Source organism: Nonomuraea sp. NPDC003709, assembly GCF_040610775.1.
In the GTDB taxonomy this organism is placed as follows: Bacteria; Actinomycetota; Actinomycetes; order Streptosporangiales; family Streptosporangiaceae; genus Nonomuraea; species Nonomuraea angiospora_A.
On sequence record NZ_JBEXMW010000023.1, the window covers coordinates 180,313 to 204,990 of the forward strand.

At 69.5% G+C, this 24,678-nt stretch carries 27 protein-coding genes; 15 read left to right on the forward strand and 12 right to left on the reverse strand.

The window, feature by feature from the left end; genetic code table 11:
- Positions 1 to 9 precede the first annotated feature (9 nt).
- Positions 10 to 1,338, reverse strand: a complete 1,329-nt coding sequence (locus tag ABZX61_RS49455; protein ID WP_355205896.1) for an erythromycin esterase family protein — start codon at positions 1,336 to 1,338, stop codon at positions 10 to 12.
- Between the two features lie 62 nt (positions 1,339 to 1,400).
- On the opposite strand from ABZX61_RS49455, the gene ABZX61_RS49460 reads away from it, so the two are divergent.
- Positions 1,401 to 1,952 carry a helix-turn-helix domain-containing protein gene (locus tag ABZX61_RS49460; RefSeq protein WP_355205899.1) on the forward strand — a complete coding sequence of 184 codons (552 nt, stop codon included), beginning with the start codon at positions 1,401 to 1,403 and terminating at the stop codon, positions 1,950 to 1,952.
- A gap of 56 nt (positions 1,953 to 2,008) precedes the next feature.
- Here the strand turns inward: ABZX61_RS49460 and ABZX61_RS49465 are convergent, their stop codons facing one another.
- Positions 2,009 to 3,250, reverse strand: a complete 1,242-nt coding sequence (locus ABZX61_RS49465; protein ID WP_355205902.1) for a serine hydrolase domain-containing protein — start codon at positions 3,248 to 3,250, stop codon at positions 2,009 to 2,011.
- 172 nt (positions 3,251 to 3,422) lie between these two features.
- Positions 3,423 to 3,806, reverse strand: coding sequence for a DUF1048 domain-containing protein (locus tag ABZX61_RS49470; protein WP_355205905.1), 384 nt, complete (start codon positions 3,804 to 3,806; stop codon positions 3,423 to 3,425).
- Between the two features lie 274 nt (positions 3,807 to 4,080).
- Here ABZX61_RS49470 and ABZX61_RS49475 point away from each other — a divergent pair, with 274 nt between their 5' ends.
- On the forward strand, positions 4,081 to 4,809 hold the full coding sequence (locus ABZX61_RS49475; protein WP_355205908.1) for a helix-turn-helix domain-containing protein: 729 nt from the start codon (positions 4,081 to 4,083) through the stop codon (positions 4,807 to 4,809).
- 69 nt (positions 4,810 to 4,878) lie between these two features.
- On the opposite strand, the gene ABZX61_RS49480 is transcribed toward ABZX61_RS49475, so the two are convergent.
- Entirely contained in the window at positions 4,879 to 5,064 is a 186-nt protein-coding gene (locus ABZX61_RS49480; protein WP_355205911.1) for a hypothetical protein, read from the reverse strand.
- Positions 5,065 to 5,199: 135 nt separating this feature from the next.
- Here ABZX61_RS49480 and ABZX61_RS49485 point away from each other — a divergent pair, with 135 nt between their 5' ends.
- The 3 genes from ABZX61_RS49485 (at position 5,200) to ABZX61_RS49495 (ending at position 7,615) form a co-directional block, all read left to right on the forward strand.
- The gene (locus ABZX61_RS49485; RefSeq protein ID WP_355205914.1) at positions 5,200 to 5,403 is read left to right on the forward strand and encodes a hypothetical protein; all 204 of its coding nucleotides are present in this window, start codon (positions 5,200 to 5,202) and stop codon (positions 5,401 to 5,403) included.
- 13 nt (positions 5,404 to 5,416) lie between these two features.
- Positions 5,417 to 6,064, forward strand: coding sequence for a nitroreductase family protein (locus ABZX61_RS49490; RefSeq protein WP_355205917.1), 648 nt, complete (start codon positions 5,417 to 5,419; stop codon positions 6,062 to 6,064).
- 207 nt (positions 6,065 to 6,271) lie between these two features.
- Entirely contained in the window at positions 6,272 to 7,615 is a 1,344-nt protein-coding gene (locus tag ABZX61_RS49495; protein WP_355205919.1) for a HAMP domain-containing sensor histidine kinase, read from the forward strand.
- A 102-nt stretch (positions 7,616 to 7,717) separates the two neighbouring features.
- Here the strand turns inward: ABZX61_RS49495 and ABZX61_RS49500 are convergent, their stop codons facing one another.
- Positions 7,718 to 9,691: a heavy metal translocating P-type ATPase gene (locus tag ABZX61_RS49500; RefSeq protein WP_355206061.1), complete on the reverse strand. Its 1,974-nt coding sequence runs from the start codon at positions 9,689 to 9,691 to the stop codon at positions 7,718 to 7,720.
- A gap of 125 nt (positions 9,692 to 9,816) precedes the next feature.
- Here ABZX61_RS49500 and ABZX61_RS49505 point away from each other — a divergent pair, with 125 nt between their 5' ends.
- A complete protein-coding gene (locus tag ABZX61_RS49505; RefSeq protein WP_355205922.1) occupies positions 9,817 to 10,218 on the forward strand; it encodes a metalloregulator ArsR/SmtB family transcription factor in 402 nt (133 codons plus the stop codon).
- Positions 10,219 to 10,332: 114 nt separating this feature from the next.
- On the opposite strand, the gene ABZX61_RS49510 is transcribed toward ABZX61_RS49505, so the two are convergent.
- Entirely contained in the window at positions 10,333 to 10,797 is a 465-nt protein-coding gene (locus tag ABZX61_RS49510) for a hypothetical protein (protein WP_355205925.1), read from the reverse strand.
- A 505-nt stretch (positions 10,798 to 11,302) separates the two neighbouring features.
- On the reverse strand, positions 11,303 to 11,638 hold the full coding sequence (locus ABZX61_RS49515) for a hypothetical protein (RefSeq protein ID WP_355205927.1): 336 nt from the start codon (positions 11,636 to 11,638) through the stop codon (positions 11,303 to 11,305).
- Between the two features lie 31 nt (positions 11,639 to 11,669).
- Here ABZX61_RS49515 and ABZX61_RS49520 point away from each other — a divergent pair, with 31 nt between their 5' ends.
- Complete coding sequence (locus ABZX61_RS49520; RefSeq protein ID WP_355205930.1) at positions 11,670 to 11,939, forward strand: hypothetical protein; 270 nt, start codon at positions 11,670 to 11,672, stop codon at positions 11,937 to 11,939.
- 476 nt (positions 11,940 to 12,415) lie between these two features.
- Entirely contained in the window at positions 12,416 to 13,261 is an 846-nt protein-coding gene (locus tag ABZX61_RS49525) for a hypothetical protein (RefSeq protein ID WP_355205932.1), read from the forward strand.
- Here ABZX61_RS49525 and ABZX61_RS49530 read toward each other — a convergent pair.
- From ABZX61_RS49530 to ABZX61_RS49545, 4 genes are read right to left on the reverse strand one after another with little or no spacing between them, the layout of a single operon-like run.
- Positions 13,251 to 14,375, reverse strand: coding sequence for an LLM class flavin-dependent oxidoreductase (locus ABZX61_RS49530; protein WP_355205934.1), 1,125 nt, complete (start codon positions 14,373 to 14,375; stop codon positions 13,251 to 13,253). The two genes, ABZX61_RS49525 and ABZX61_RS49530, sit on opposite strands and share 11 nt — an antisense overlap.
- A complete protein-coding gene (locus tag ABZX61_RS49535; protein WP_355205936.1) occupies positions 14,375 to 15,202 on the reverse strand; it encodes an ABC transporter ATP-binding protein in 828 nt (275 codons plus the stop codon). The genes ABZX61_RS49530 and ABZX61_RS49535 overlap by 1 nt, the downstream gene beginning before the upstream one ends.
- The gene (locus tag ABZX61_RS49540) at positions 15,186 to 16,220 is read right to left on the reverse strand and encodes an ABC transporter substrate-binding protein (protein WP_355205938.1); all 1,035 of its coding nucleotides are present in this window, start codon (positions 16,218 to 16,220) and stop codon (positions 15,186 to 15,188) included. The genes ABZX61_RS49535 and ABZX61_RS49540 overlap by 17 nt, the downstream gene beginning before the upstream one ends.
- Positions 16,221 to 16,236: 16 nt before the next feature.
- The gene (locus ABZX61_RS49545; RefSeq protein ID WP_355205940.1) at positions 16,237 to 17,016 is read right to left on the reverse strand and encodes an ABC transporter permease; all 780 of its coding nucleotides are present in this window, start codon (positions 17,014 to 17,016) and stop codon (positions 16,237 to 16,239) included.
- Positions 17,017 to 17,357: 341 nt separating this feature from the next.
- On the opposite strand from ABZX61_RS49545, the gene ABZX61_RS49550 reads away from it, so the two are divergent.
- The 7 genes from ABZX61_RS49550 to ABZX61_RS49580 all read left to right on the forward strand — a co-directional run bounded on the left by ABZX61_RS49550 (position 17,358) and on the right by ABZX61_RS49580 (position 24,394).
- A complete protein-coding gene (locus ABZX61_RS49550) occupies positions 17,358 to 18,647 on the forward strand; it encodes a dicarboxylate/amino acid:cation symporter (RefSeq protein ID WP_355205942.1) in 1,290 nt (429 codons plus the stop codon).
- A gap of 408 nt (positions 18,648 to 19,055) precedes the next feature.
- Positions 19,056 to 19,604, forward strand: coding sequence for a hypothetical protein (locus ABZX61_RS49555; RefSeq protein WP_355205945.1), 549 nt, complete (start codon positions 19,056 to 19,058; stop codon positions 19,602 to 19,604).
- Between the two features lie 68 nt (positions 19,605 to 19,672).
- Positions 19,673 to 20,149, forward strand: coding sequence for a Chromate resistance protein ChrB (locus tag ABZX61_RS49560; protein ID WP_350737102.1), 477 nt, complete (start codon positions 19,673 to 19,675; stop codon positions 20,147 to 20,149).
- Positions 20,146 to 20,577 carry a chromate resistance protein ChrB domain-containing protein gene (locus tag ABZX61_RS49565; RefSeq protein ID WP_350737099.1) on the forward strand — a complete coding sequence of 144 codons (432 nt, stop codon included), beginning with the start codon at positions 20,146 to 20,148 and terminating at the stop codon, positions 20,575 to 20,577. Before ABZX61_RS49560 ends, ABZX61_RS49565 begins: the two co-directional genes overlap by 4 nt.
- Positions 20,574 to 21,758: an MFS transporter gene (locus ABZX61_RS49570; RefSeq protein WP_355205948.1), complete on the forward strand. Its 1,185-nt coding sequence runs from the start codon at positions 20,574 to 20,576 to the stop codon at positions 21,756 to 21,758. The genes ABZX61_RS49565 and ABZX61_RS49570 overlap by 4 nt, the downstream gene beginning before the upstream one ends.
- Before the next feature lie 7 nt (positions 21,759 to 21,765).
- Positions 21,766 to 23,121 (forward strand): chromate efflux transporter, encoded by a 1,356-nt coding sequence (chrA, locus tag ABZX61_RS49575; protein WP_355205951.1) that lies wholly within the window; start codon positions 21,766 to 21,768, stop codon positions 23,119 to 23,121.
- 229 nt (positions 23,122 to 23,350) lie between these two features.
- Positions 23,351 to 24,394 carry a cupin domain-containing protein gene (locus tag ABZX61_RS49580; protein ID WP_350737091.1) on the forward strand — a complete coding sequence of 348 codons (1,044 nt, stop codon included), beginning with the start codon at positions 23,351 to 23,353 and terminating at the stop codon, positions 24,392 to 24,394.
- 13 nt (positions 24,395 to 24,407) lie between these two features.
- Here ABZX61_RS49580 and ABZX61_RS49585 read toward each other — a convergent pair whose 3' ends face one another.
- Positions 24,408 to 24,665, reverse strand: a complete 258-nt coding sequence (locus ABZX61_RS49585; protein WP_355205954.1) for a hypothetical protein — start codon at positions 24,663 to 24,665, stop codon at positions 24,408 to 24,410.
- Positions 24,666 to 24,678 lie beyond the last annotated feature (13 nt).

The following is a 24,678-nucleotide window of genomic DNA, read 5'->3' on the forward strand; positions in this document are numbered from 1 at the left end:
ATCGCCCGGCTACTGGGGCTTGTAGTGGGAGAACACGTCCCGCACCTCCTGCGGCGAACAGGCGAGCGCGGCCTGGTCGGGGTCGGCGCCCGTGACGTGAGGCAGGTGCACGACGATGTCGTACGCGTCCAGCGCGCTCACAGGGGAGTAGTACGCGCCGACACCGGCGCGTTGCACGGTGGCACCCCGGACGGCCTCGGCGTCGGCCGGCGACAGTCGCCGCAGATCGGTGGCGAAGGGGCCGTCGTGGCCGGCGTGCATGAGGGCGTCGAGGCTGCCGGGCTCCGGAGCCTCCATCGGCGCGAAGAGGACGCCGGCCTGGAAGGCGGCGAAGTCGGAGTTGAGCATGTGACCGGTTCCCGAGGTGGCGCCGATGACCAGGTAGTCCTTGCCCAGCCGGTCGGCCAGGTGCATTCCCATCGGGGTCACCGGGTTCATGCCGGGGAGCGTGGCGGGCCCGCGCTGGACGTGGCCGTTGTGGGCGGCCAGGACGATCCGGTCCTGTCGGCGCAGAATCCATTCGACCGTGTCGGCGATCTCGGCGTCGCGGTTGTACATCACGCTTTGCTGGTCGCCGCCGGTCATGCCGCGGATGACGGACTCCAGGGTGAGCGCGTGGTGCATGGATCGCAGCGCGCGCTCGTACTCCTCGGCGGTGGTGCGCCGGACGTACTCCAGGCGCCGGCCCTTCATGCGCGCGGCGAGGCCGGTGAGGCCCGCCGTCAGCGCGTCCTTCGTCTCGGGCGGGAGCCGGTCGTAGACGGCCATGGTCGCGGGGGCGGCGAACGCGGACGTCGCCGCGAAGGCCGAGGCCGTCTCCCGGATGGCCGGCTCGATGTGGAAGCCGGGATCGGCCTGCGCGAGGTAGGCGAGCACGGCGTCCAGGGCGGGGAGCAGGGAGGCGTTCTGGCCGCCTAGATCTATGCCGTAGAAGCCGACGGGGTGCTCGGCGGTGGCGTTGTGCCCGCGCATCCACTCCAGGTGGGCTCCCATCTGCCGCCAAAGGCCCGTCAGTGAGGTCAGGCCGCTCGCCATGATCTCGCCGAGCCGGTCCTCGCCGCCTCGAACCCAGGCGTCGGTACGCCGGCCCTCCGTGAATCCGGTCTCCATCGCGTACGCGCCGAACCCGTGCCGCTCGGTCAGGTAACGCAGCAGGCGGTGGCGCAGCTCGTAGAACTCCCGGTTGTAGTGCGCGCTCTCGCCGATCGCCACCACCCGCGCGTCACCGATCGCGTCGTCCAGCCATTCCAGGTCGTCCAGCGCGGCGCCCGGGTCCAGCGTGCGCAGGGGGATCACCGCCTCGTCGCTGAGCCGTGCCGGTGTCGTGGCCGCGGTCATCGATTGCCCCTCTCGAATAGTCCCAACTTTGGGAACAGTACCAGTTGTGGGAATATTGGAGAATGGACACGCTCGAGTTGATCTTGCATCCCGTCAGGCTGCGCATCATGTGGGCACTGTCGGGTGGGCGCACCCGCACCACGTCCGACCTGTGCGAGAGCCTGCCCGACGTGCCCAAGACCACCCTGTACCGGCACGTCGGCCTGCTCGCCGACGCCGGGCTGCTGGAAGTGGCCGACGAGCAGCGGGTACGGGGGATGGTCGAGCGCTACTACCGGCTGCGGCAGAATGCCGCCCACATCGATCTCGACACGGCCAAGGCGATGTCACTTCAGGACCACCGCCACGGGTTCGCGGCGGCCATGGCGGCGCTGCTCGCCGAGTTCAACGCCTATCTTGACCGGCCGGGCGCCGATCCGGTCGCGGATCGGGTCGGGTATCGGCAGGGGACGTTGTGGCTCACCTCGGAGGAGATGGAGGAAATCGCGGTTGAGCTGCGGGAGGTGCTCAGGTCGCGGACGGGGAACGGGCCCGGACCGGAGCGGCGACCGCACGTGATCAGCGCGATCTTCTTTCCGACGGAGGAGCGGGGGCAGGACGAAGGAAGCCCGTGAACTCGTCCCGGACGGCAACGCCCGGCCCGGCGAGCGTGGACGAGAACATGGCGAGGTCAGTCGTCGATTGCCTGGTAGAGGGTGGTCCAGAAGTCGTGGATGGCTCGCGCCGAGTCCGGGGTGGACATGCCGGTCTGGGTGAGCAGGATGCCGACGAGCCGGTTGCTCGGGTCGGCGTAGGTGGTGGTGCCGGCTCCGCCGTCCCAGCCGAACTGGCCGATGGGCGCGTAGTCGCCACGGTACGTGCGCACCGCCATCCCGAAGCCCCAGCCGCCATGCTGCCCGGTGCCGTACGCCAAATGGGCGACGCCGCGGGCCCAGGCCTCTCGGGCGGCTTGCTGCTCGGGCGTGAGGCGGTTGGTGGTCATCAGCTCGACGGCGGGCCGGGACAGGATCCGTTCGCTGCCGTGCATCCCGTGGTTGAGCAGCATCCGGAAGTAGGCGTGATAGTCGTCGACGGTGGAGTCGAGTCCGCCGCCGCCTGACTGGAACGCCGGAGGCTTGCTGTGGTGTCCGCCTTCGGCCTCGTCCTCCACGTTGAACTCTCCGGTCTGCCAATCGGGGGAGTACAGGGGCGGCAGCCGGTCGATCTTGTCGGCGGGCACGTGGAAGGCGGTGTCGGTCATGCCCAGCGGATCGAAGATGCGCTCCCGCAGGAACTCCTCGAACGACTGCCCGGTCACCCTGGCCACCAGCACGCCGAGCACGTCGTCGCCGACGTTGTACAGCCACCGCTCTCCCGGCTGGTGCATCAGCGGCAGCGTGCCGAGGCGGCGCATCCACTCGTCCGGGTCCGGTGCCGGCAACATCCATCCGTCCTCCTGGCCGTACACCCCCTGCTCGAAGAACGCGCTCATCATCGGAGCGGTCCGCGCCGTCATGTCCAGCCCGAGCCCCAACGTGTCGGTGAGCAGGTCCCGCACGATGATCGGCCGCCGCGCCGGCACGGTGTCGTCCAGCGGGCCGTCGGGCCGCTTCAGCACCCGCCGGTCGGCGAGCTCGGGCAGCCACCGATCCACCGGGTCGTCCAGCCGCAGCCGGCACTCATCCAGCAGGACCATCGCCGCCGCGACCGCGACCGGCTTGGTCGTCGAGGCCATCCGGAAGATGGTGTCGCGGCGCATCGGCGCGCCACCGTCATGGCGCATCGTCCCGATCGCCTCGACGTGGGTCTCCTCGCCCCGGCTGACCAGGGCGACCAGCCCGGGGATCCTCCCGGACTCGACATGCCGTGCCAGCACCTCGCGCATTCTGTTCAGTCCGGCCTTGGAGAAGCCGCTGTTGCCATTTCCCATCATGAATCTCCTTACACAATGTTCGATCTTGTGAGACCCGTCCCGGCGTGGCGCTCATGGGCAATGCACGAGATTCGGGGGTGAGCTCGGCGGGGCCCGGTTCGCAGCCCCGAGGGCGCAATCGCATGCACCAGCGCCGGCCCCGTGGCCGCGTCGTGCAGACGCTGTGCCGTTATCAGACCGTCTTGTCTTCTTCGCCGGCGGCGCGCTCGATGGCGTCGGTCAGCCGCTTTCGCTCACGGTTGGGGACGTAGCCACCGTCGGAGTAGTTCTGTACGAACGTCCCGACAAACTCCACGGGATCCTCCCCGACGATCTCGCGGATCGGCGTACCGTCCGCTGCGGCCTGTTCGAACAGGTCGGCGAGCTCTTCGAACATCGACGCGTTGCTGTCGCCGTCGGTCGGCACGAAGAGCATCAGGTGCCGCTCGATCGCGTCGACCGCCGTGCGGTAGTTCGGCGGGAGTTGTCCCACGCGCGCCTTGTACTGACGCCACCGCCGTTTGGGGCCGATCACCTTTGTGAGCAAGCCGCCCTTTTCAGCGTCGGACATGGTCATCTGCCTCCTCCAGAATTCTGCGCGACGCCTGCCCCTCGCGTACCGCGACGGACGTTCATGCATCGCTGAACTTCTGCGAAGGTACATTGCATTCATCATTCAGTCAACATGAATGGAAGACTTGAAGCCCTGTTCAGCAGCAATAAGAGACTGAGATTGCAATGAATATGACACTGAATGCAATAGGTGATCAAGATTCGTATTGCAATGGACTTCGAGTGAATGCATACTGTGCGGAGCCCTGTGCAGGCCCGCAGATGGGAGACGAGTACCGATGCCCGGAGACAGACTCACCAACGAGGACCGTCAGCACATCGCTGAGGGGCTGGCCGAGGGGCTCGGATTCACAGAGATCGGCCGGCGTCTCGGGCGGCCCGCCTCGACCATCATGCGAGAGGTCGCCCGCAACGGCGGACTCGACGATTACGGGGCGCAGCAGGCGCAGGAGGCCACCCATCAGCGTGCGCGCCGCCACCGGAAGGCCAAGCCTCCGGCGCCGCTGGCCGGCGACAGCAGCCATGGGCGTGACCCCCAGGCGGTCCAGAACCTCACGGAATCCTTCGCCACGCTCCTCGAGCAGCAGGGGATGCCCCGGATGGCGGCCAGGGTGCTGGCCTGCCTGTACGTCACCGACTCCGGCACCCTCACCGCCGCCGACCTGGTCCAGCGGCTTCGCGTCAGCCCAGCGTCGATCTCGCAGACCATCGCCTTCCTCGAACAGCAGGGACTGCTCAAGCGGGAACGAACTCCCGGCGGGCGCCGCGAACGCTATGTCGTCGACGACGAGTTCTGGCTCCGGTCCACCCTTGCGGCACTGGAAATGAACGACACCCTGATCGCCGCATCGCAGCGCGCGGCGGAGATCCTCGGGGCCACGACCCCGGCCGGCGCCCGCTTCGGCTTCTCTGCCGAGTTCCTGCTCCTCGTGAACGCGCCCCTCCGGCAGGCCATGGAGCAGTGGCAGCAGAGCCAGGCCGGCCGGAACGCCGAGCGCCAGTCATGATCTCTCGCGGCTTTCGTTGAGGGCCTTTCCGGCCACCCCGCGCACGGCCAACCCCAACACCCGCAGCGCCTACGCCTCGGCCACCGCCGGCACCGGCCGCAGGAGTTCGGCGAGGATCGCGCTCGGCCGGCCGCGCTCGTCGGAGGCGCGGGCCACGGCGGCCGAGGCCCGGCACGGCGCGATGTCGAGCCGCTCGGCGGCGAGTCGCGAAAAGTAGGCCGTCCCGCACTCCGCCGTTCTGGTCGTTGCCGCCATCACTCTCCTCTTGCGTCCACCCGGCAGCCTACCGCAGATCCATCTCCAGGCAGATTGTTTGACAGCAGATGATTTGCAGGCATACGGTCACAACCGTCTGTCCGCCAATTGTTTGCATGCAGATGGAGAGTGACCGTGATCCGAACCGACGGCCGCCAACAGGTGGCCCTGGTGTTGCTGTGCGCCGCGGTGCTGGTCACGGTCACGACCTTGGGTGAGTCCGTACTGGCCGGTTACCGGATCGCGTTCGTGACCGTGGGCGGCTTCTCCCTGGCCGGCGCCCTCATCGCCGCCTACGGCCTGCGCTCGCGCCGCCCCGTACCCGTCCCCACAGCCTGACAGGAGACCCATCGTGACACTGGACCTCACCCCCGACGAACTGCTGAGCACCACCCGGGCCGTGCGCAAACGCCTGGACTTCACCCGGCCGGTGCCTCGCGAGCTGATCGAGCAGTGCGTCGACCTCGCCGTGCAGGCGCCCACCGGGCGCAACCGGCAGCGCTGGCACTTCATGGTCGTGACCGAGGCCGAGCAGCGCCGGGCCGTGGCCGACATCTTCCTGCGCGCCCTGACGCTGGCCACGGGGCAGCCGCTGACCGAACGTGATCTGTGGCGCATGAGCTACCATTCCGGCTCCACCGAGCGGGTTTTCGATGGCCTGCGGTACCTGGCTGCCAACATCCACCGGGTGCCCGCGTTCGTCATCCCCGGCGTGGAGGGACGCACCGACCATGAGCCGGTGACCGTGCAGGCGGGGGCGTGGGGGTCGATCCTGCCCGCGGTGTGGAGTTTCATGCTGGCCGCCCGGGCGCGCGGGCTGGGCACGGTGTGGACCACCGCGCAGGCGCCGCTCGAACGCGAGCTGGCCGAGGTGCTCGGAGTGCCGTACGAGGAGGTCATGCTGGCGGCCTTCATCCCGCTGGCCTTCACGCTCGGCACCGACTTCAAGCCCGCTCCCCGCATCCCGCGGGAGGAGGTTCTGCACTGGGACCGGTGGTGAGCGCGCCGGCCCCCCTGACCCAGGTGCGGCCTGGTGAGCTCGGCCGCTGACCCACCACACCCGGGCGCTCGGTGATCCGAGACTTGGCAAGGTCTTGGAACGCCGCATGCCATTACCCGAACACCTCGTGCACAGCCTGCTACGGCCCGCGTGTTCGACTGGTTGGAGGGATGGCGCATGAAGACTCCGCGACGTTGGTCGATTACGGTGCGTATCACGGTGTTCGCGGGGGCGGTGGCGACCCTGCTGTGCGCGCTCCTGGCCACGATGGTCATGGTCGCGATCCATCGGGTCGCCATGGGAGACCTCATGGGGGAGCTCGCCGCCGCCGGTGGTCGTGTGGCCCATGAGGTGGAGCACAACGAGGTGGTCACGCCGCTGGTCGAGTACAAGGGCCGCAACCTGCAGATCGTCGACGGCACGGGGAAGGTCGTCGCGGCGACGCCGCAACTGCAGGGCAAGCCGGTCATGGCCGGCATCACCCCCGACCACAGGAACATCTCCAGCGGTGTCGTCTGCGGCGGGGTCTTCCGTTCCGGCGAGTGCAATGTCGTGGTCGCGCAGTCGGCGTTCCGGCCGGGAGACGACTGGGTCGTCTACAGTTCCTCTCCCACGGTCCCTCTGTACGTCGATCCGTGGCTGGCCGCGACGGTGATCGGCGCCACCTTGGCGATGGCCGTGGCCATCACCACGATCGGCCATCGGATCGTCACCGAGTCGCTCAGACCGGTGAACGCCATCCGGATGGAGCTCGACAAGATCACTGAGACCCGTCCCGACCGGCGGGTGCCTCTTCCGCGGAGCCGGGACGAGATCCACGAGCTGGCCGACAGCGTCAACCGGACTCTGGCGCGGCTGGAGGCCGCCATGAAACTGCAGCGGCATTTCACCTCGGACGCCTCCCACGAGCTGCGTACCCCCATCGCCGCGATACGGGCCGAGGTCGAGGACGCCCTGCACGCGCCCGAGGAGACCAACGTGCCGACCTTGGGCAACACCGTTCTGAAGAGCGTGGACCGGCTCGAGGCGATCGTGGGCGACCTGCTGACCATCGCGCGGCTGGAGGCGGGCAAGGAGGTGGACCGCGAGCCGATCGACCTGGCCGAATTCGTGACCTCGGAGTGCGAGAGGCGCCCGAAGCAGGACAAGCGGTTCGAGTTCTCGCTCGAGCGCGGTGTGGTGGTGACCGGCGACCGGGCTCAGCTGTCGCGCCTGCTCACCAACCTGATCGACAACGCCGAGCGGCACGCCGCCACCACCATCGCCTTCCACGTACGGCGCTCGTTCTGCCCCAAGCGCGACACCCAGCGCTTCCCGAACGGCATCGCGATGCTGGAAGTGATCGACAACGGTCCGGGCATCGATCCGGAGAAGCGCGAGCTGGTCTTCCAGCGCTTCACCCGCCTGGACACCGCCCGTGACAGGTACGCCGGAGGCACCGGACTGGGCCTGCCGATCGCCCGGCAGATCGCCGAGGCGCACGCCGGCACCCTTCGGATCGAGGACAGCTCCCACGGCACACGGTTCATCCTCCGCCTTCCGCTCGGCTAGGCGTGGCCGGGTGGAGGATGGTCCAGAAGTCGTGGATGGCCCGCGCCGAATCCGGGCTGGGCCGACCGGGCGGCATTGGCTGCGGGGCTCGGGGCCCGTGACTCAATGTTCGAGCGGCACACGCTTCCACGCCGCATCGCGCAGCAGGCGCAGGCCGTTGAGGCCGACGATGACGGTGGAGCCCTCGTGCCCGGCCACCCCCAGTGGCAGCGGCAGCTCACCGAACAGATCCCAGGCCACCAGCACGGCGATGAACGTGCCGGCGATGACAAGGTTGGCGACCACCAGGCGGCGGGCGCGGCGGGCCAGGGCGAGGACCGCGGGGACGGTGGACAGGTCGTCGCGGGTGATGACGGCGTCGGCGGCCTGCAGGGTGAGGGCGGCCCCGGAGCCGCCCATCGCGATGCCGGCGTGCGCGCTGGCCAGAGCGGGGGCGTCGTTGACGCCGTCGCCGACCAAGGCCGGCCGGGCGCCTTGCCGCCGCAGTTCGTGGACGGCCTCGACCTTGTCCTGCGGCAGCAGCCCGGCCCTTACGTCGGTGATGCCGGCCTGGTCGGCCACGCGGGCCGCAGCGCGGGGGTTGTCACCGGTCAGCAGGACGGGGGCCGTCCCGGTCAGGCCGGTCAGCTGCGCCACCGCCTGTGCCGCGCCGGCACGCATGCGGTCGGCCAGACCGAGCACCGCGACGGGACGGCCGTCCAGGAGCAGCAGCACGGCGCTGTGCCCGTCCTCCTCGACCTCGGCGACGACCTGGCGGGCCCGCTCGGCATCGCCGGACATGGCGCCGCCCGCGGTCTGGTCCAGCAGGTGAGCGGGGCTGCCGATCTCGACCAGGCGTCCATCGACGCGGGCGCGGACGCCGCGCCCGGGCAGGGCGGCGAAGTCAGCCGCCGCGGGCAGCGGCAGGCGCTGGTGGTGGGCGGCGGCGACGATGGCGCGGCCGAGCGGATGTTCCGAGCCCTGCTCGGCCGCCGCCGCCAGCGCGAGCAGCCGATCGGCCTGCGCCCCGGCCCCGCGCTCTGATCCACTTCTCGCGGTGGCCGCCGTGCCGGTCAGGACACGCAGGCAGGTCAGGTACGGCCGGCCCTCGGTCAGGGTCCCGGTCTTGTCGAAGGCGACCAGGTCGACGTCGGCCAGGTGTTCCATCACCACAGCGGACTTGACCAGCACGCCGTTGCGGCCGGCGGTGGCGATCGCGGCCAGCAGCGGCGGCATGGTGGCCAGCACCACCGCGCACGGCGAGGCCACGATCATGAACGTCATCGCCCGCAACAGGCTGTCCTGCACCGAGGTGCCCCACAGCAGGGGCAGCGTGAACAGAGCGAGGGTGGCGGCGACCATGACGATCGAGTAGCGCTGCTCGACCTTCTCGATGAACAGCTGGGTGCGGGCCTTGGTGGCGCCGGCCTGCTCGACCATGGCCACGATCCGGGCGATCACCGTCTCGCCGGCGGGCCGGGTGACCTGGACGCGCAGCGCGCCGGTGCCGTTCATCGTCCCGGCGAACACCTCATCGCCGCTCTGCTTGTCGGCCGGGAGGCTCTCGCCGGTGATGGAGGCCTGGTCGACGTCGCTGACCCCGGCCACCACGCGCCCGTCGGCGCCGATGCGCTCGCCCGGCCGTACCACGATGACGTCGCCCACCCGCAGGTCGGCGGCCGCCACGACCTCCTCGTCACCGTCGGAGTCGACGCGGGTGGCCTGGTCGGGGGCCAGGTCCAGCAGGCCGCGCACCGAGTCCTCGGTGCGTTTGGTGGCCACCGCCTCCAGCGCGCCGGAGGTGGCGAAGATGACGATCAGCAGCGCGCCGTCGAAGACCTGACCGATCGCCGCGGCGCCGATCGCGGCGACGACCATGAGCAGATCGACGTCCAGGGTCTTCTCGCGCAGGGCCTTCAGCCCGGCCAGGCCCGGCTCCCAGCCGCCGGCGGCGTAGCAGGTCAGATACAGCGCCCACCACAGCCAGGCGGGCGCGCCGGCGAGCTGGGCCAGGCCGCCCGCGGCGAACAGCGCGGTGGCCGCCAGGGCCCAGCGCACCTCCGGCAGTGAGCCCGCCCCCGAGCGCCACCAGCGCAGTGGTCTGGATACGGGCGCCGGGCGTGCGGCGGCTTCGAACGTGGTCAGATCAGTGGTCACCGAAGCATCATATATGCGCAGTCACGCAGATACGCATGCAGTGAGGTTCGGGGTAGGCTTGCCGTATGCACACCTCGCTGCCCGACTTCGACATGCCGAACGAGGAACAGGTGCATCTGGCCGCCGAGTCATTTCGCCTGTTGTCCGATCCCACCCGCATCAAGATCCTTTGGGCGCTGCTGCAGGGTGAGTCCAACGTCGCCTGCCTGGCCGAGCTCGCCGACGCCGCTCCCACCGCGGTCAGCCAGCACCTGGCCAAACTCCGGCTGGCCGGACTCGTCAAGGGCCGCCGCGAGGGCACGTTCGTGTACTACAGCGCCGCCGACGAGCACGTCCGGCGCCTGCTGGCCGAAGGACTGTTCCACGCCGACCACCTCGACCGGGCCGGCCACGCTGAAGGGGCCGGTCAGGCCGAGGCTCGGCTGGACGCGCCGCCGGGCGAACGAGCGGCAGCGCACGCACGCTGACCCGTCCAGCCGGCCCGGGCAGGCGTTTTGGACACTCCAGCGGCATCGATCATGAGTCCGGAGACGCTTTAGATCACAACAGGTCAGAGCGGTGCAAGCGGCAGGATCGAAGGTTCAACCGCCGACGGGCAGACGGTCGAGTGTGTGCATGATGGCGGCTTGGCCGGTGCGCAGGGCGGCGGCCGGGTCGGTTTCGACCGGTCCCTGCCAGCGGAGGTAGACCATGGTGGTGCCCTGGCGCACGCCCACGGCGACATGAGCAACCGAGCGGCGGTAGGTGCCCTTGGGCCGACGCGACGGGTCGGGGCGCTGCACGGCGAAGGTCCTGATCTCGCCCGTCCACGGGCCACTGGTGAAGGGTTCGAGTCGGGGGTCGATGCTGTAGGACTGCTCGTCCTCGTCGGAGAGGCATGAGCCATCCCACCCGAGCAGCCCGGTGCGCGCCCGTTCGGCGCTCTGCCCGTCAGGCAGGAACAGCACGTCCTCGCGGACCGATACCCCCGAGCGACCCGAGCTCGCGGCCTGCCCCGCTTTCCTGACTGGAGGCGACACCCTGATCGTGCCGTCCCTCGACGGCAACGGCCGCTCTCTGGCCGACCCCAGAGACTGGCTTGCCTGGGTTTGAGCCGTAATTGGTCGAACAGCCCGGACGTCCCTGGGGTGTGGTGTCCGCCCTGACCGGTGGTGTCGCCGACCACGGCGGCGGCCGGCGGTGCCGATCGCCTCGCGCCGCTCGGGCGAGATGTTTGCGGCATTCCAGCTGCGGCATAACCGTTCCTGCCATAGAACGGATACTGCAGTGGCGGCTTCTCCACGTTTCCCCGGGCGACGCGCTCGTGTCCGGGAGAACGTTGAGGAACACCTGGAACCCCCCGTCCCCGGCGAAGGAGCTTCGGCAGGTTGGCGGAAGTGGCCGATGCCGCGGTGTGGAGAAGTCGGCCACCAGGGGCTGTTTCTCCTGTTCACGCTGGGGGTCTTTCATGAGCAGGAGGTCGGACGTGACTTCGATGGGCTCCTCGGCTCCCGGATCGAAGGGCCCTTCACGAACAGCCCAGAATGGCCGGAAATCCTGGCGCGACCGCATTCACTGGGAGATGGTGAGCGCCCTGGCGGGCATTGGCGGGTTGATCGTCGCTCTTGCCGCGCTTCGGGCGGGTGGAGCACCTGGATCAGGGATCACGTCGGCGTCACCGACGCCGACGGTGACGGTGACCGAATCGGCGGCCCCGTCTTCCCGCTCTCGTTCCAGGACGCCGAAGCCGACGGCCGAAGAGGACCCGTCGACCGAGCCGACGGGGTCGGCGTGCGTCATGACGACGGGCGAGTGCCGGCTGGAGAAGATGCTCGGCTCGGCGGACTTGAGGAACTGCCGGCCTGCCGCTCGTCCTCCGGCCGGTGCGGTGGCCGCTCTCGACTGCACGGCCGTCCGGTCGGGTCCGGTTCACGATCCGATGATCGTGCTGTTCCGCAGCGACGCCGACGCCGAGACGTGGGCGGAGTCGTACTGGTGGGCCCTGCACGACGGCCGGGGAGGCAACTGCGCCACCGGGGCCGAGTACAAAGGCACCTGGGTCAGGGGCAAGCTGCTCTGCACCCTCAACGGGCCGTACTACGCCATGTCCTGGACGTACACAGGCCGGTCCGTGGCCATGACCGCCGAGGCTTGGACTCCACAGCCGCTGTACGCCTGGTGGCAGGGCCTTTCACTGCTGAGCAACTGAGCCTGGCCAGACTGTGTTGGGCAGGAGTCGCTGCCGCAGTTCACCGAGTCGGGATCGTGCCTCGCCTGGGTGCGCGAGCTCGGGACGTCGCACCTGATCGTCCGATGCCAAGCCCGATCCCGGCGGGTGCTGGCCGGCTGCTGGCGCGTGAAGTGCCCATATTTCGGCCGCAGTTCGTGTTGTCGACACCCATCGGGCCGATTGCTAGGTTCGTCGTGATCAACCAAATCAGCCGAACGACCGGCAGGGTGATGCACTTGCGCGAAAATGCCCACATCGGCGAAGCATTTGCCATAAGTCGTCGCACGCTCCTCCGAACCGGTACAGGGATAGCTGCAGCAGCCGCCAGCGGCGGCCTTTCCTTGTTCGCGGCCGAAGCGGCGTCCGCGACCGTCCCGACATCGCAGCGTTTCGTGTTCGAGGGGGCCGGCGGCGATCCTGTTGTGCGGGCCGCGCTTCACCAGCCTTACTGGCCGATGCAGTCCTTCGCCTTCGACCACGTCCACGGGCACATCTACTTCGCGCAGAGCAAGGTCGGGAGCACGAACGGCGACCTCTGGATGACCAGGACCGACCTGAGCGGCAAGGTGCTGGGCGCCATGGCGCTCCACGGGTTCGACCACGGTTCGTCGATGGCGATCCAGCCGGACACGTCCGGGTCCCCGTATGTGTGGCTCGCGGGCGACTGGAGGAGTTTGTCCCCCGATACGGCACCGAACAGTCACACGATCTGCCGCATCAAGTACAGCGACGGGGGCGTGCTCGACTACGCCAACGGCGCGGAGGTCCGAAACTTCCCGGTTCGCCTCTCCGATTTCCTGGACTGTCCGAGACCGTCGATCGATCCCTACACCAACCGGCTGCTCGTCCGGTACATGGGGACGACGAGCCCGTGGCGCCTCGCGCTGTTCGACCTCGCCGCCATCCTCGACAAGGGCATCGGCGACACCACTCCCGTCCTTGCCATGCGCGCTCTCCCGACCAACGCCCAACTCGGTCTCTCCGGCTCCGACCTCTTCCAGGGCGTGACCTCGTACGGCCAGTACGCGTACCTCTCCTACGGCGGTCCGCCCGCGCAGCCCTCGGACCCGGCCAAGCCGTCCTACCTGGTCCGTCTCGACATGAACAAGACCGGGGGTTCGGTCGAGGAGGTGTACCGGACGAGAGCGGGCGAGTCGCTGCCCGGTCGCGAACCTCAGGGAATGGCGATCTGGCGCTCGTCGGACGGCCCGCGCCTCGCGTTCGGCTTCTCCAGCAAGATCAGTGGCAGTCCTGACCAGTTCCAGGCGACCGTCTTCTACAAGAGCCAGCTCACCGGGTAAGTCGCCCAGGGAGTCGGCGCATGTCCGTGGAGAAGCCAAGCGTCGCTACGCGCGCCAGGCGGGGGAGTACGTGCTCGCCGACCCGGTACGCCTCCTCCAGATGCGGCCAGCCCGACAGCACGAACTCGTCCACCCCGGCGGCGGCGTATTCCCGGAGCAGGGCGGCGACCTCGTCGTATGAGCCGACCAGCGCGGTTCCCGCCCCTTCGCGCACCAGTCCGATCCCGGCCCACAGCCCCGGGTGGATCTCCAGGTCGCGGGTGTCGCCGGCGTGCAGATCCACCATGCGGCGCTGGCCGACGGAGTCGTAGCGGGCGAAGCGGTGCTGGGTGGCGGCGATGCGGGCCGGATCCATGCCCGTCAGCAGCCGGTCGGCCTCGGTCCAGGCCTCGGCGCCGGTGTCGCGGGCGATGACGTGCACGCGCAGGCCGTACCGGAGCTCCCGCTCGACTGAAGAGGACAGCGAGCGCAGGCGGGCGATGCGCTCGGCGATCGCGTGTGGTGGCTCGCCCCACATCAGCACCACGTCGGCATGCCGGGCCGCGACCTGCTCAGCCGCCGGGGACGCGCCGCCGAAGTACAGCTCGGGCGCCGGGTCGAGGGGCTCGGCCAGCCCGCCGCCCTCGACGCGGTAGTGCTCGCCGTGGTGGTCGAAGGGCAGGCCCTCCCAGGAACGGCGCAGCACCTGCAGGAACTCGGCGGTCCTGGCGTAGCGGGCGTCGTGGTCGAGGAAGTCCCCGTACGCGCGCTGCTCCACCGGGTCGCCGCCGGTCACGACGTTGAGCAGCAACCGCCCGCCGGAGACCTCCTGGAAGGCCTGGGCCTGCTGGGCGAGCAGGGTGGGCAGCGCGTAGCCGGTGCGGAAGGCGACCAGCATCTTCAGCCGCTCGGTGTGCTGGGCCAGCGCCGCGCACACGATCCACGGGTCGGGGCAGCCCGCGCCGACCGGGGTGAGCGCGGCCTCGAACCCGGCCTGCTCGGCGGCCCTGGCGACCTGGGTCAGGTAGGCGACGGTGGCGGGGCGGGCCGCGGGACGGAACGTGTCGGTCGTGGTGATGGCCGAGCGGACGTCGTGGCCGTCGCCGGTCGTCGGCAGGAACCAGTGGAAGCGCATCAGGTCACCTCGGGATCGGAGGAGGCGGCCCGCCGTACGGCTGCCGCCACGGTCTCGCGTACGGCGGGGAACTCCGGGTGGGTGTGCGGGTCGAGCGCGTGCGGGAGGTCGGAGGGCTGATCGAGCACGATGCGGCCGGGCCGGCGGCTCATCACCAGCAGGCGGGTGCCGAGGTAGACGGCCTCGTCGACGCTGTGCGTGACGAACAGCACGGTCTTGCCCGTGGCCTGCCAGATGCGCCGGATCTCCTCCTGCAGGCGCTCCCGGGTGAGCGCGTCCAGCGCGGCGAACGGCTCGTCCATGAGCAGGATCGCGGGGTCGGGGGCGAGCGCGCGGGCGATGGCGGCGCGCTGCTGCATGCCACCCGACAGCTCGTACGGCCGCCGCCCGGCCACGTCGCCCAGCCCCACGAGGTCGAGCAGTTCGGCGGCCCGGGACCGCCTGACCGGCGCGGAGACCCCGGCCATCCGCAGCCCGAACTCCACGTTGCGGCGCACGTTCAGCCACGGGAACAGGCGCGGCTGCTGGAACACCACACCCCGGTCCGGCCCTGGTGCCGTCACCGGTTCGCCTGCCACGGCGATCTGCCCGCCGGTCGGGAACGCGAACCCGGCGACCAGCCGCAGCAGCGTGCTCTTGCCGCAGCCCGACGGCCCGACGATGGTCACGAACTCGCCCGCGCCGATGTCGGCGCCGATGCCGCGCAGCGCCTCGACAGGCTCGGCCCTGGACCAGCGGGAGCGTGGGCCGTATGTCAGCGAGACCTCGCTCAGCCGCACCGCGGCCGCGGTGCGCGCCGCGGTGAGCGTCTCATCCTGCGAACGCATCGCGGAGCTCCTCGGTGGCCAGCCCCTTCTGGAAAACGGTCAGTTCGGGCACGGCGGGGAGCTTGTTCTGCGACTTGAGGAACTCGGCGGCGCTGCGCAGGTTCTCGGCGAGTGCGCCGGGCTTCTCGGGCGTGCCCAGGTAGTCGGGGCCGGCCTGCTCCTTGCCGTCGAGCAGGATGAGTTCGTCGATCTGTTCGGCAGCCGCGGCCGGGTCGAGGTTGAGCTGGCGGCCGACGGCCGCGGCGGCTGATGCCTTGTCCGCGCGTACCAGCTTGACCGCCCGGTCCTGCTGCCGCAGCCAGGTCCGCAGGGCCGCCGGGTACGTCGTCGCGAACTGCGTGCGGACCACGGCCAGGTCGGCAGTGAGCTTGCCCTTGGCGGCCAGCTCCTTGCTGGTGACCAGCACCTTGCCGGTCTTGCGCAGCTCGCCGAGCACCGGCGTCCAGACGTAGGCGGCGTCGATGTCGCCGCGCGTCCAGGCGGCCTGGATGTCCGGCGGCTCCAGGTCGACGACGGTGACGTCGGACTCGGCAAGCCCGGCCTCCTGCAGGGCGGCCAGCAGGCTGTAGTGGGAGGTCGAGGAGAACGGGGTGGCGATCTTCTTGCCCTTGAGCTCGGCGACCGAGGCGACCTGGCGGGCCACGAGCGCCTCGTTCTCGCCGATGACGTCGAAGATCCACGGCACCTGGTACGGGATGTTCAGCGGCGCGGACAGGCCGCGGGTGACCGGGCTGCTGCCGGCCAGGCCGATGTCGATGCTGCCGGCGACCATCGCGGTGTTCACGTCGCCGCCGGAGTCGAACCTGATCCAGCTGATCTTCGTGTTCGGCAGCGAGGTCTCCAGCCATCGCTGATCCTTGACGATCAGGTCGCCGTTCGGAATGAGCTGGTAGCCGATGCGCAGTTCCTTGGGGCTGCCGTCGGCGTTGGGCGCGGCGCTCGTCGTGGCGCCGGTGCCGCTGGAGCACGCGGCCAGGCACAGGGCGAGCGCGAGCGCGGGGACGAGGCGGTGTTTCATGGCTGATGCCTTCTTGTCATGCCTTGCCGCGCCAGGGCACGAGCAGGCGCTCGGTGAGTTGCAGGAGAGCGTCGATGAGCAGGCCGGAGGCGCCGATGACGAGCAGCCCGAGCACGACCACGTCGGTCTGGTTGTAGCGCTGCGCGTCGCGGATCATCCCGCCGATGCCCGGCACCCCGTTGACCGTCTCGGCGGCCACGACCGTGGTGTAGGCGACCCCGACGGCCACCCGGATGCCGGTGATCACTTCGGGCAGGGCCGAGGGGAGCACGATCCGGTACGGGAGCTGCCAGTGCCTCGCCCCCAGCGACCGGGCCGCGTGCAGATAGTCCTCGTGCACGCCGCGTACCGCGTCCGCGGTGGCCACCGCCACGGGTGGCAGCGCGGCCACGAACAGCAGCGAGACCTTGGGCGGCTCGTCGATGCCCAGCCAGATGATCAGGAGGCTGAAATAGGCCAGCGGCGGCAGCGTCCGCACGAACGTGATCAGAGGGTTCAACAGGGCCCGCACGGTCGGCACGAGCCCGACGACCAGGCCGAGCGCGATCCCGCCGGCGATGCCGTAAAGGCTGCCCAGGGCGATGCGGCGCAGGCTGGCCAGCAGGTGCTCCGAGAGCAGGTAGCCGCTGTAGCCGCGCTGCCCGTCGTGCACGGAGGAGGTCAGGGACAGCTGCTCCCACACGGAGCCGGGGGAGGGGACGAACACCTCGGGCCACAGGTGGGCCGCTGAGACCGCCCACCAGATCGCGGCCAGCAGGACCACACCCGCCACCCGGAGCCCGACACCACGGATCACCGGCTCTTCCCCTACTCCCTAAAAGCGACTGGTTTAGTGGGAATTACGGTAGATGATTCCACCTGAGCCGCGCAACCTGCTGTCGGCGGGTGCGCGGCGAGCTCGCCACCGCTCACCCGGCGTCCGCTCCTTAACTCCCTACCGGGAAAGTCTTGATTTGCGAAGTAGATCACTCTTACAGTCGAAATACTGACCTATTCGTACGACTTACTCGCCTAGTGAGGTCTATCGACCTGTCTGCGTGGCTTGTCTGACCGGCTCCCTCCGTCACTGATCGCGCTCTGACGTAGCGCTCGATCCCACCCCCTTCTCGCACGCCTTCCTTCGGAGCCTTCCTCATCGTGAAGAGATTCTCTTTCTCCCTGCAGTTGCTGCTGGGCCTGGTCCTGGGAGCCGCTCTCGGCTTCGCCGCCCGCATCTGGGACCTCGCCTGGCTGGCCACGACCCTCACCGAAGTCGGAGCGATCTTCGTCCAGCTGCTCAAGCTGGCAGTGCCGCCGCTGGTGTTCACCGCCGTCGTGGTCAGCGTCGCCAACCTCCGCAACGTCAACGGCGCGGCCAGACTGGCGGGCAAGACGCTGTTCTGGTTCCTGACCACCGCGCTGATCGCCGTCATCGTCGGCATCGGCCTCGGCCTGATCATCAATCCCGGCCAGGGCGTCACCCTGAGCACGGCGGGCGCCAAGGCGCCCGAGCACGTCGGAACCTGGGTCGACTTCCTCACCGGCATCATCCCGACGAACATCGTCACGGCGTTCACCGAGCTCAACGTCCTCCAGATCGTCTTCCTGGGGATCGTCCTCGGCGCGGCGGCCATCGCGATCGGCGAGAAGGCCGAGCCGTTCCTCAACTTCAGCCGCTCGATCCTCGAACTGGTCCAGAAGGCGCTGTGGTGGGTCATCCGCCTGGCCCCCATCGGGACCGCCGGCCTGATCGGCAAGTCGGTCGCCACGTACGGGTGGGATCTGCTCGCGCCGCTGGCCAAGTTCAGCCTGGGCGTCTACGTCGGCTGCTTCATCGTCCTGCTGGCCGTCTACCCGGCGCTGCTCTCGCTGGTCGGCAAGGTCAACCCGATCACGTTCTTCCGCAACGCGTGGCCCGCGATCGAGCTGGCCTTCGTCTCCCGCTCCTCGGTCGGCACGCTGCCGCTGACGCAGAAGGTCACGATCGAGCGTCTGGGAGTCGACCGCGACTACGCCTCCTTCGCGGTGCCGTTCGGTGCGACCACCAAGATGGACGGCTGCGCCTCGATCTACCCGGCGCTGGCGGCGATCTTCGTGGCGCAGGTGTTCGACATCCCGCTGGGGGTCGGCGAGTACCTGCTCATCGCGTTCGTCTCCGTGGTCGGCTCGGCCGCGACGGCCGGTCTGACCGGCGCGATCGTCATGCTCACGCTGACCCTGAGCACGCTGGGCCTGCCGCTGGAGGGCGTCGGCCTGCTGCTCGCCATCGACCCGATCCTGGACATGATCCGCACCGCGACCAACGTCGCGGGACAGATCGTGGTGCCGGTCCTCGTCGCCCGCGGCGAGGGCCGGATCGACGAGGCGGTGCTCAACGCTCCGCCGCAGCCGCTCGACGAGTCTCCGGTAAGCGCGCCGCGCCCCTCCGGCGAACCGGCGATCGCATGACCTCCTCGCTCGAATGACCAGGCAGGGCGGCCCGCGCAAGGGCCGCCCCGCCCGGCCGTGGTCCAGCAGGCATGGTCTGCCGCCCCGCCGCCCGCTTCGACGACCCGCTCACCACGGTCATGCTCGACGGCCTCCGGGCCTGAGAGGGCCCTCATCCGGCGCATCCATTTTCCTGTAGGGGATTCGAGCGCGGCGTGGCGTCATGGACCGGCTCGCGGCGGCTGTAAGCATCGTACGAGTCTCCCCGGTTCGCTCAGCGGGCGATGGGCGCTGCTTTCGGCTGCCGGACAGTAGCGGTCAGGGTTCGTATTTCTGAAGGAACGGTATATGTTCACGCCAATTCCCCGAACAGCAGCCGTAGCCGCTCTCGCCAGGCCAGGGGTACGTCACGCGACCCAGAGAACGACCATGTCGACCATGAGCGGCTGCCTTTCGATGGTCATGGTCGCTGCCTTGCCCCTCTCCGCGCGCGCGGACAGCGTCGGCCACAGTCGGTGCTCTCCGCGCACCATCTTCAAGGCCGATTGGCTTTCACCGAGGAACTTCACCGTTCCCCGCACCCGCTACATCGATGGCCCCGGCGGCAAGATGAGGGTCTCGGTCACGAGGGAGCACCAAGTGCGCGCGTCCATTGAGACCTTCGACATCAGGCCCGCCGCGATCAGCGTTGGCGACCTGGTCCGCGGATTGCAGCGGATGGGGCTTCCCCATCTCCGGGAGGAGTACAAGGTCTTCGCCGGACACGAATACAAACGGGAGGTCAGCAAGGGCATGTACGGCAACATCTGGTACCGCGTCGCCGGTTACCGCATCGGATGGTCCGCCTGGTCCGTCCTCGGCACGTGCCGCCACGTCCAGATCGATTCCGGAATCGCCAACGTGCCCGCCAGGGTCGAAGGCTGGCGATATTGGGAAACCAGACACCCGCAGTTCAAGGGCCGCCGACTCGATCTCTGACGCCTTCTGCCTGGACTCATGAGCGCAACCGTGGTTACAGTAACTGTGGTTGCGGCAAGGGAGGCCGGATGGCGGAGACGGTGGGGCAGTGGGTGCTGCTGGCGTACCGCATCCCGCGCCAGCCCTCGACGTTGCGGATCACGATCTGGCGCAAGCTGGACCGGCTCGGCGTGGCGCGGCTGGGCGACGGGCTGGTGGCGCTGCCCGCCGACGCCCGTACGCGCGAGCACCTGGAGTGGCTCGCCGAGGAGATCGGCGAGCTGGGCGGCAGCTCGACCATCTGGCTGGCCGCCCCGGGCAACGCGGCGCAGGAGAAGGCCATCGCCGTGGACATGCGCCGGGCGCGGACGGCCGAATATCGCGAGGTGATCGCGCACGCCGAGGCCGCCGCGCACGCGCGGCCCGGAGAGCGCAGCCGGGCGGTCAAGCGGTTGCAGGCCGAGCTGCGCAGGATCGGCCGCCGCGACTACTTTCCGCCCGCCGAGCGCGAGACCGCGCAGCGGGCCGTGCGCGCTCTGGCCCGAGAGATGGAGAGCGCCGGATGAGGTGGGCCACGCGTGCCGGGGTGCACATCGACCGGGCGGCGTGTGCCTGGCTGATCCGCCGCCGGCTCGATGCCGAGGCGGAGTTCGTGTTCGTCGATGATCCGGCCGAGGTCCCCGCCGATGCCACGCCGTTCGACATGCGCGGCGTGGAGTTGTCGCACCACGGCGGCGACTGCAGCTTCGAGACGATCCTGCGCCGCTACGATCTCGACGATCCGGTGCTGTGGAAGCTGGCCGAGATCGTGCATGAGGCCGATATCGACGATGAGCGCTATGACGCGCCCGAGGCCGCCGGTCTGGACGTGATCCTCCGCGGGCTGTCGATGACCTGCGACGATCGGCGGGTTCTCGAGCTCACGGGCCCGCTCTTCGACGGGCTGTACGAGTTCTACCGGCGCTCGATGCTGCTGGGACGCGAGCCGGCATGATCCGGAATGTCGTCGGCATCCTGCTTGCCGCACAGGCGCTACGCGGCCTGGGGTACGGCGTCGCGGCGGTCCAGCTCGGTGTGATCCTGCGAGCCGACGGGCTGTCGCCGGCCGAGGTCGGGCTGATGCTGGCGGCCATCCTGGTCGGCACGTTCGCCTCCAGCCTCGTCCTGGCGCGCTGGGGTGATCGTGTCGGCCGCCGCCGGGCGTACGCGGCTCTGTACGGCGCGCTGGCCTGTTGCGGGATCGTCATCGCGGTCGGGGCGCCCATATGGCTGCTGGCCGTGGTGGCCATGACGGGCGCACTGTCGGTCGAGGTGATCGAGTCCGGGCCGTTCACCACGCTGGAGCAGGTCATGCTGGCCAGCACGGGGCGCCCGCAACGCGAGGTCGTCCGCGGGTTCGGGCTCTACAACGCGATCGCGGCGGTCGCCGGGACGCTGGGTGCGCTCCTCGGCGCGCTTCCGGCGGACCGGCGGCTGCTCGGCGGTGTGCTGATCGTGGCAGGGGCCGTCGGCGCGGTGCTGGCGGCGCGGCTGCCCGCGAGCGTCGAGGCGCCGGTGACGCTGCCCGGTCTGCCGCGTCCGCGGTTGCTCGCTCGTTCCCGTGGGCCGGTGGCCCGGCTGGCCGCGCTGTTCGCGGTGGACAGCCTGGCCGGTGGGTTCGTAGTGCAGGCGTACCTCGGGTACTGGCTCAGCGTCAGCTACGGCGCCACCACGCAGACGATCGGGATCACCTTCGCCGCGCTCGGCGTGTTGCAGACCGCGTCCCTGCTGGCCGCGCCGGTGGTGGCGGGGCGCATCGGATTGCTGCGCACGATGGTCTTCACACACCTGCCGGCCAACCTGCTGCTGGCGGCGGTCCCGTTCGCGCCTGTCCTGCCGGTCGCTATCGCACTGCTGCTGGCCCGTGCCTGCCTGTCGCAGATGGACGTGCCCACTCGGCAGGCGTACGTGATGGCGCTCGTCCCGGCGGAGGAGCGGACCGCGGCGGCGGGTGTCACCAACACCGCCCGCTACCTCACCCGGCCCGTCGGTCCGGCACTTGCCGGCCTGCTGTTCCCGCTCGGGTTGGCGTTGCCCTTCCTGATCGCCGGAGTCGCCAAGACCGGCTACGACCTGACCTTATGGCGGATCTTCCGGTCCGTCCGTCTGCCCGCCGATCAGCCTTCTCCCCGATGAGGTCGCCATGACCACCGAAGCGACACACGACCTGATCCCGTTTCGGCAGGCCGTACGTGCCTGGTTCCTGATCTCGTTGCAGACGTTCGGCGGCCCGGCCGGGCAGATCGCCGTCATGCAGCGCACACTCGTCGAGGAGAAGCGCTGGATCGGCCAGCAGCGCTTCAACCACGCCTTGAACTACTGCATGCTGCTGCCCGGACCGGAGGCCCAGCAGCTGGCCATTTACGTCGGCTGGCTGCTCAACGGCACCCGAGGTGGGCTGGTGGCGGGCACCCTCTTCGTGCTGCCCGGCATGCTGGCGCTGCTGGTCCTGTCGGCCGTCTACATCCTGTGGCAGGACACCACGGTGGTGACCGCGCTGTTCGCCGGAATCGCCCCGGCGGTGCTGGCCGTCGTCGCCCAGGCCGTCATCCGCGTCGCCAGGCGCTCGCTCACCCATCCGGCGTTCGTCGCCGTCGCGGTGGCCGCCTTCGCCGCGCTGGCGCTGTTCGGCGTGCCCTTCCCCGTCGTCATCGCGGTCGCCGCGCTCATCGGCTGGACCGCTCACAAGCCGGCCCCTCAGATCTTCCAGAGCCGTGGGGGACATGGCGGCGACGGGGGACCGGCTCCGCTGATCTCCGACGACGCCCTGCATCACGCGCAACCAAGCCGGCGCTCCGCGGGCAAGATCCTCGCCGTCGGGCTGGTGGCCTGGTGGCTGCCCGTGGCGGCGGTCGCGCTGCTCACCGGCACCGACAGCGTCTTCACCACCCAGGGTCTGTTCTTCTCCGGCACCGCGCTGATCACCTTCGGCGGTGCGTACGCGGTGCTGGCCTTCGTGGCGCAGCGGGCCGTGGAGACCTACGCCTGGCTGGCCCCGGGCGAGATGGTCCGCGGCCTGGCCATGGCCGAGACCACGCCGGGACCGCTGATCATGGTGGTGCAGTTCGTGGCGTTCCTCGGCGCGTACCGGGATCCCGGCGCGCTGTCGCCGTGGGGCGGCGCGCTGCTGGGGGCGCTGCTGACCACCTGGGTCACGTTCGTGCCGTGCTTCCTGTTCATCTTCCTCGGCGCCCCGTACGTGGAACGGCTGCGCCACAACGCCGCCATCGGCGCCGCGCTCACCGGCATCACCGCGGCGGTCGTCGGCGTCATCGCCAACCTGGCCCTCTACTTCGCCCAGCACACCCTGTTCGCCAGGACCTTCACCTGGGTCTGGGGGCCGTTCAACGTCCAACTGCCCGAGCTGGCGACGGTGAGCCCGATCGCCGTGGCGATCGCAGCGGCCGCGCTGGTCATGACGTTCGCTCTCAAGTGGCCGATGCTGCGCATCCTGGCGATCTGCGCGGTGCTGGGCCTGGGCACGGCGCTGCTGGCGTGAATCGCAGAGCCATGCCTTTCGGCCAGTTACACAACGTGGTCGAACGGGCGACACGCTGCACCACAATCCGCTGCAGCGGACACTTCATGCTTAACCTTGGAAAACGGGAGCGGGCGAAGGCCAACTCATAGACCACCGGCGTGAACGCGCCACGCGACCCGGGGCGACATTTTCGCGGTGGCACGCATTCGACCTTGAGCGTGCGGGTTGCGGCAACGAAGGGAAAGCCATGACGAACGCATCGCCGCACATCACCTCCTTGGCGACCGTGTCACCCGCATTCGAGAACGAGCTCGGCTCGGTCACCATGGTCGACGCCACCGTGCTGCCGATCCTCAACCGGCTCTCGCTCAAGCGGGTCGTCCTCGAACCCGGCGCGATCCGCGAGCCGCAGTGGAATGTCAACGCCAACCAGCTCGGCTACTGCCTTTCCGGCACGGTCCTGGTGTCGATCCTCGGCAACGCCGACGCCTTCTCCTCGTTCATCGTCAGCGCCGGTCAGATGTATCACGTCGAGTCCGGCGCCGTTTACCACATCGAGAACATCGGTGCCGAGCGCGCCGAGTTCCTCCTCGCACTGCGCAACGAGCGCCCGCAGCATTTCTCGCTGCACGACAGCTTCAACGCCATGACCGATGCGGTGCTCGGCAACACCTATGACCTGCCCTCATCGGCGTTCAACGCCTTCGAGCGGTCTCCGGCTCAGCAGATCGTCCGCCGTACCGGTGCCGCCGACGTCCCGTCCACGGCCGGGCTGCCCAATGCTCACCTATTCGACGCCGAGGGCCAGCACGCGCCGCTGTCCTACGCCTACGGTGACGCCCGCCTGGCCCGTAAGCAGTATTGGGCCGCCCTGGAGGACATCTCCATGTACTCCCTGCGCATCAGGGAGAGCGGGATGCGCGAACCGCACTGGCATCCGGTCACCGCCGAGATGGGATACGTCGAGAAAGGTCACGCGCGCATGCGCGTCCTGGACCCCGACAACACCCTCGACGAGTATCTGCTCGGCCCCGGCGACCTGTACTTCGTGCCGCGAGCCTTCCCGCACCATATCGAGGTCATCGGCGACGAGGACATCCACTTCCTCATCTTCTTCGATCAGCCCATGCCCGGCGACATCGGCTATCGGGCCACCGCGTCGGCGTTCTCCCGCGAAGTCCTCGCCGCGAGTTTCGGCATTCCCGAGCGTGAGCTTCCGCAATTCCCCTTCACTCCGATAGACCCGCTCATCGTCGCCCGGGCCAACCCCAGCGATCCTGTTCGGCAATGACGGCCGGCGGCTCCTATCGCCAGTCTCGTTTCGGCGACATGAAGAGGAGGGAACGGACCAGCTCCTTCCCTCCTATGATCGCCACGGCGAGCAGAATCGCGGCACACGTGAGCAGCAGCGTGAGGGTGAGCCAAACGGTCGCGCCGAAAATCGCACAGCCGACGGCCAGTCCGGCGAAGACGAAGAACTTGACCCGAATTCTGGCCAGGGAAATCGGAATCAGCGTCTCGGGCGGGGTGCGGTCCTCGTCGGGCCCGGTGTGGTCGTGCATCGAAAGACCCCGT

Coding starts and splice junctions, on each gene's coding strand:
- ABZX61_RS49455 (WP_355205896.1), bottom strand. CDS start 1,338: ATGACCGCGGCCACGACACCGGCACGGCTCAGCGACGAGGCGGTGATC.
- ABZX61_RS49460 (WP_355205899.1), top strand. CDS start 1,401: ATGGACACGCTCGAGTTGATCTTGCATCCCGTCAGGCTGCGCATCATG.
- ABZX61_RS49465 (WP_355205902.1), bottom strand. CDS start 3,250: ATGATGGGAAATGGCAACAGCGGCTTCTCCAAGGCCGGACTGAACAGA.
- ABZX61_RS49470 (WP_355205905.1), bottom strand. CDS start 3,806: ATGACCATGTCCGACGCTGAAAAGGGCGGCTTGCTCACAAAGGTGATC.
- ABZX61_RS49475 (WP_355205908.1), top strand. CDS start 4,081: ATGCCCGGAGACAGACTCACCAACGAGGACCGTCAGCACATCGCTGAG.
- ABZX61_RS49480 (WP_355205911.1), bottom strand. CDS start 5,064: ATGGCGGCAACGACCAGAACGGCGGAGTGCGGGACGGCCTACTTTTCG.
- ABZX61_RS49505 (WP_355205922.1), top strand. CDS start 9,817: ATGCACACCTCGCTGCCCGACTTCGACATGCCGAACGAGGAACAGGTG.
- ABZX61_RS49520 (WP_355205930.1), top strand. CDS start 11,670: ATGATCGTGCTGTTCCGCAGCGACGCCGACGCCGAGACGTGGGCGGAG.
- ABZX61_RS49525 (WP_355205932.1), top strand. CDS start 12,416: ATGCAGTCCTTCGCCTTCGACCACGTCCACGGGCACATCTACTTCGCG.
- ABZX61_RS49530 (WP_355205934.1), bottom strand. CDS start 14,375: ATGCGCTTCCACTGGTTCCTGCCGACGACCGGCGACGGCCACGACGTC.
- ABZX61_RS49535 (WP_355205936.1), bottom strand. CDS start 15,202: ATGCGTTCGCAGGATGAGACGCTCACCGCGGCGCGCACCGCGGCCGCG.
- ABZX61_RS49540 (WP_355205938.1), bottom strand. CDS start 16,220: ATGAAACACCGCCTCGTCCCCGCGCTCGCGCTCGCCCTGTGCCTGGCC.
- ABZX61_RS49555 (WP_355205945.1), top strand. CDS start 19,056: ATGTCGACCATGAGCGGCTGCCTTTCGATGGTCATGGTCGCTGCCTTG.
- ABZX61_RS49560 (WP_350737102.1), top strand. CDS start 19,673: ATGGCGGAGACGGTGGGGCAGTGGGTGCTGCTGGCGTACCGCATCCCG.
- ABZX61_RS49565 (WP_350737099.1), top strand. CDS start 20,146: ATGAGGTGGGCCACGCGTGCCGGGGTGCACATCGACCGGGCGGCGTGT.
- ABZX61_RS49570 (WP_355205948.1), top strand. CDS start 20,574: ATGATCCGGAATGTCGTCGGCATCCTGCTTGCCGCACAGGCGCTACGC.
- chrA (WP_355205951.1), top strand. CDS start 21,766: ATGACCACCGAAGCGACACACGACCTGATCCCGTTTCGGCAGGCCGTA.
- ABZX61_RS49580 (WP_350737091.1), top strand. CDS start 23,351: ATGACGAACGCATCGCCGCACATCACCTCCTTGGCGACCGTGTCACCC.
- ABZX61_RS49585 (WP_355205954.1), bottom strand. CDS start 24,665: ATGCACGACCACACCGGGCCCGACGAGGACCGCACCCCGCCCGAGACG.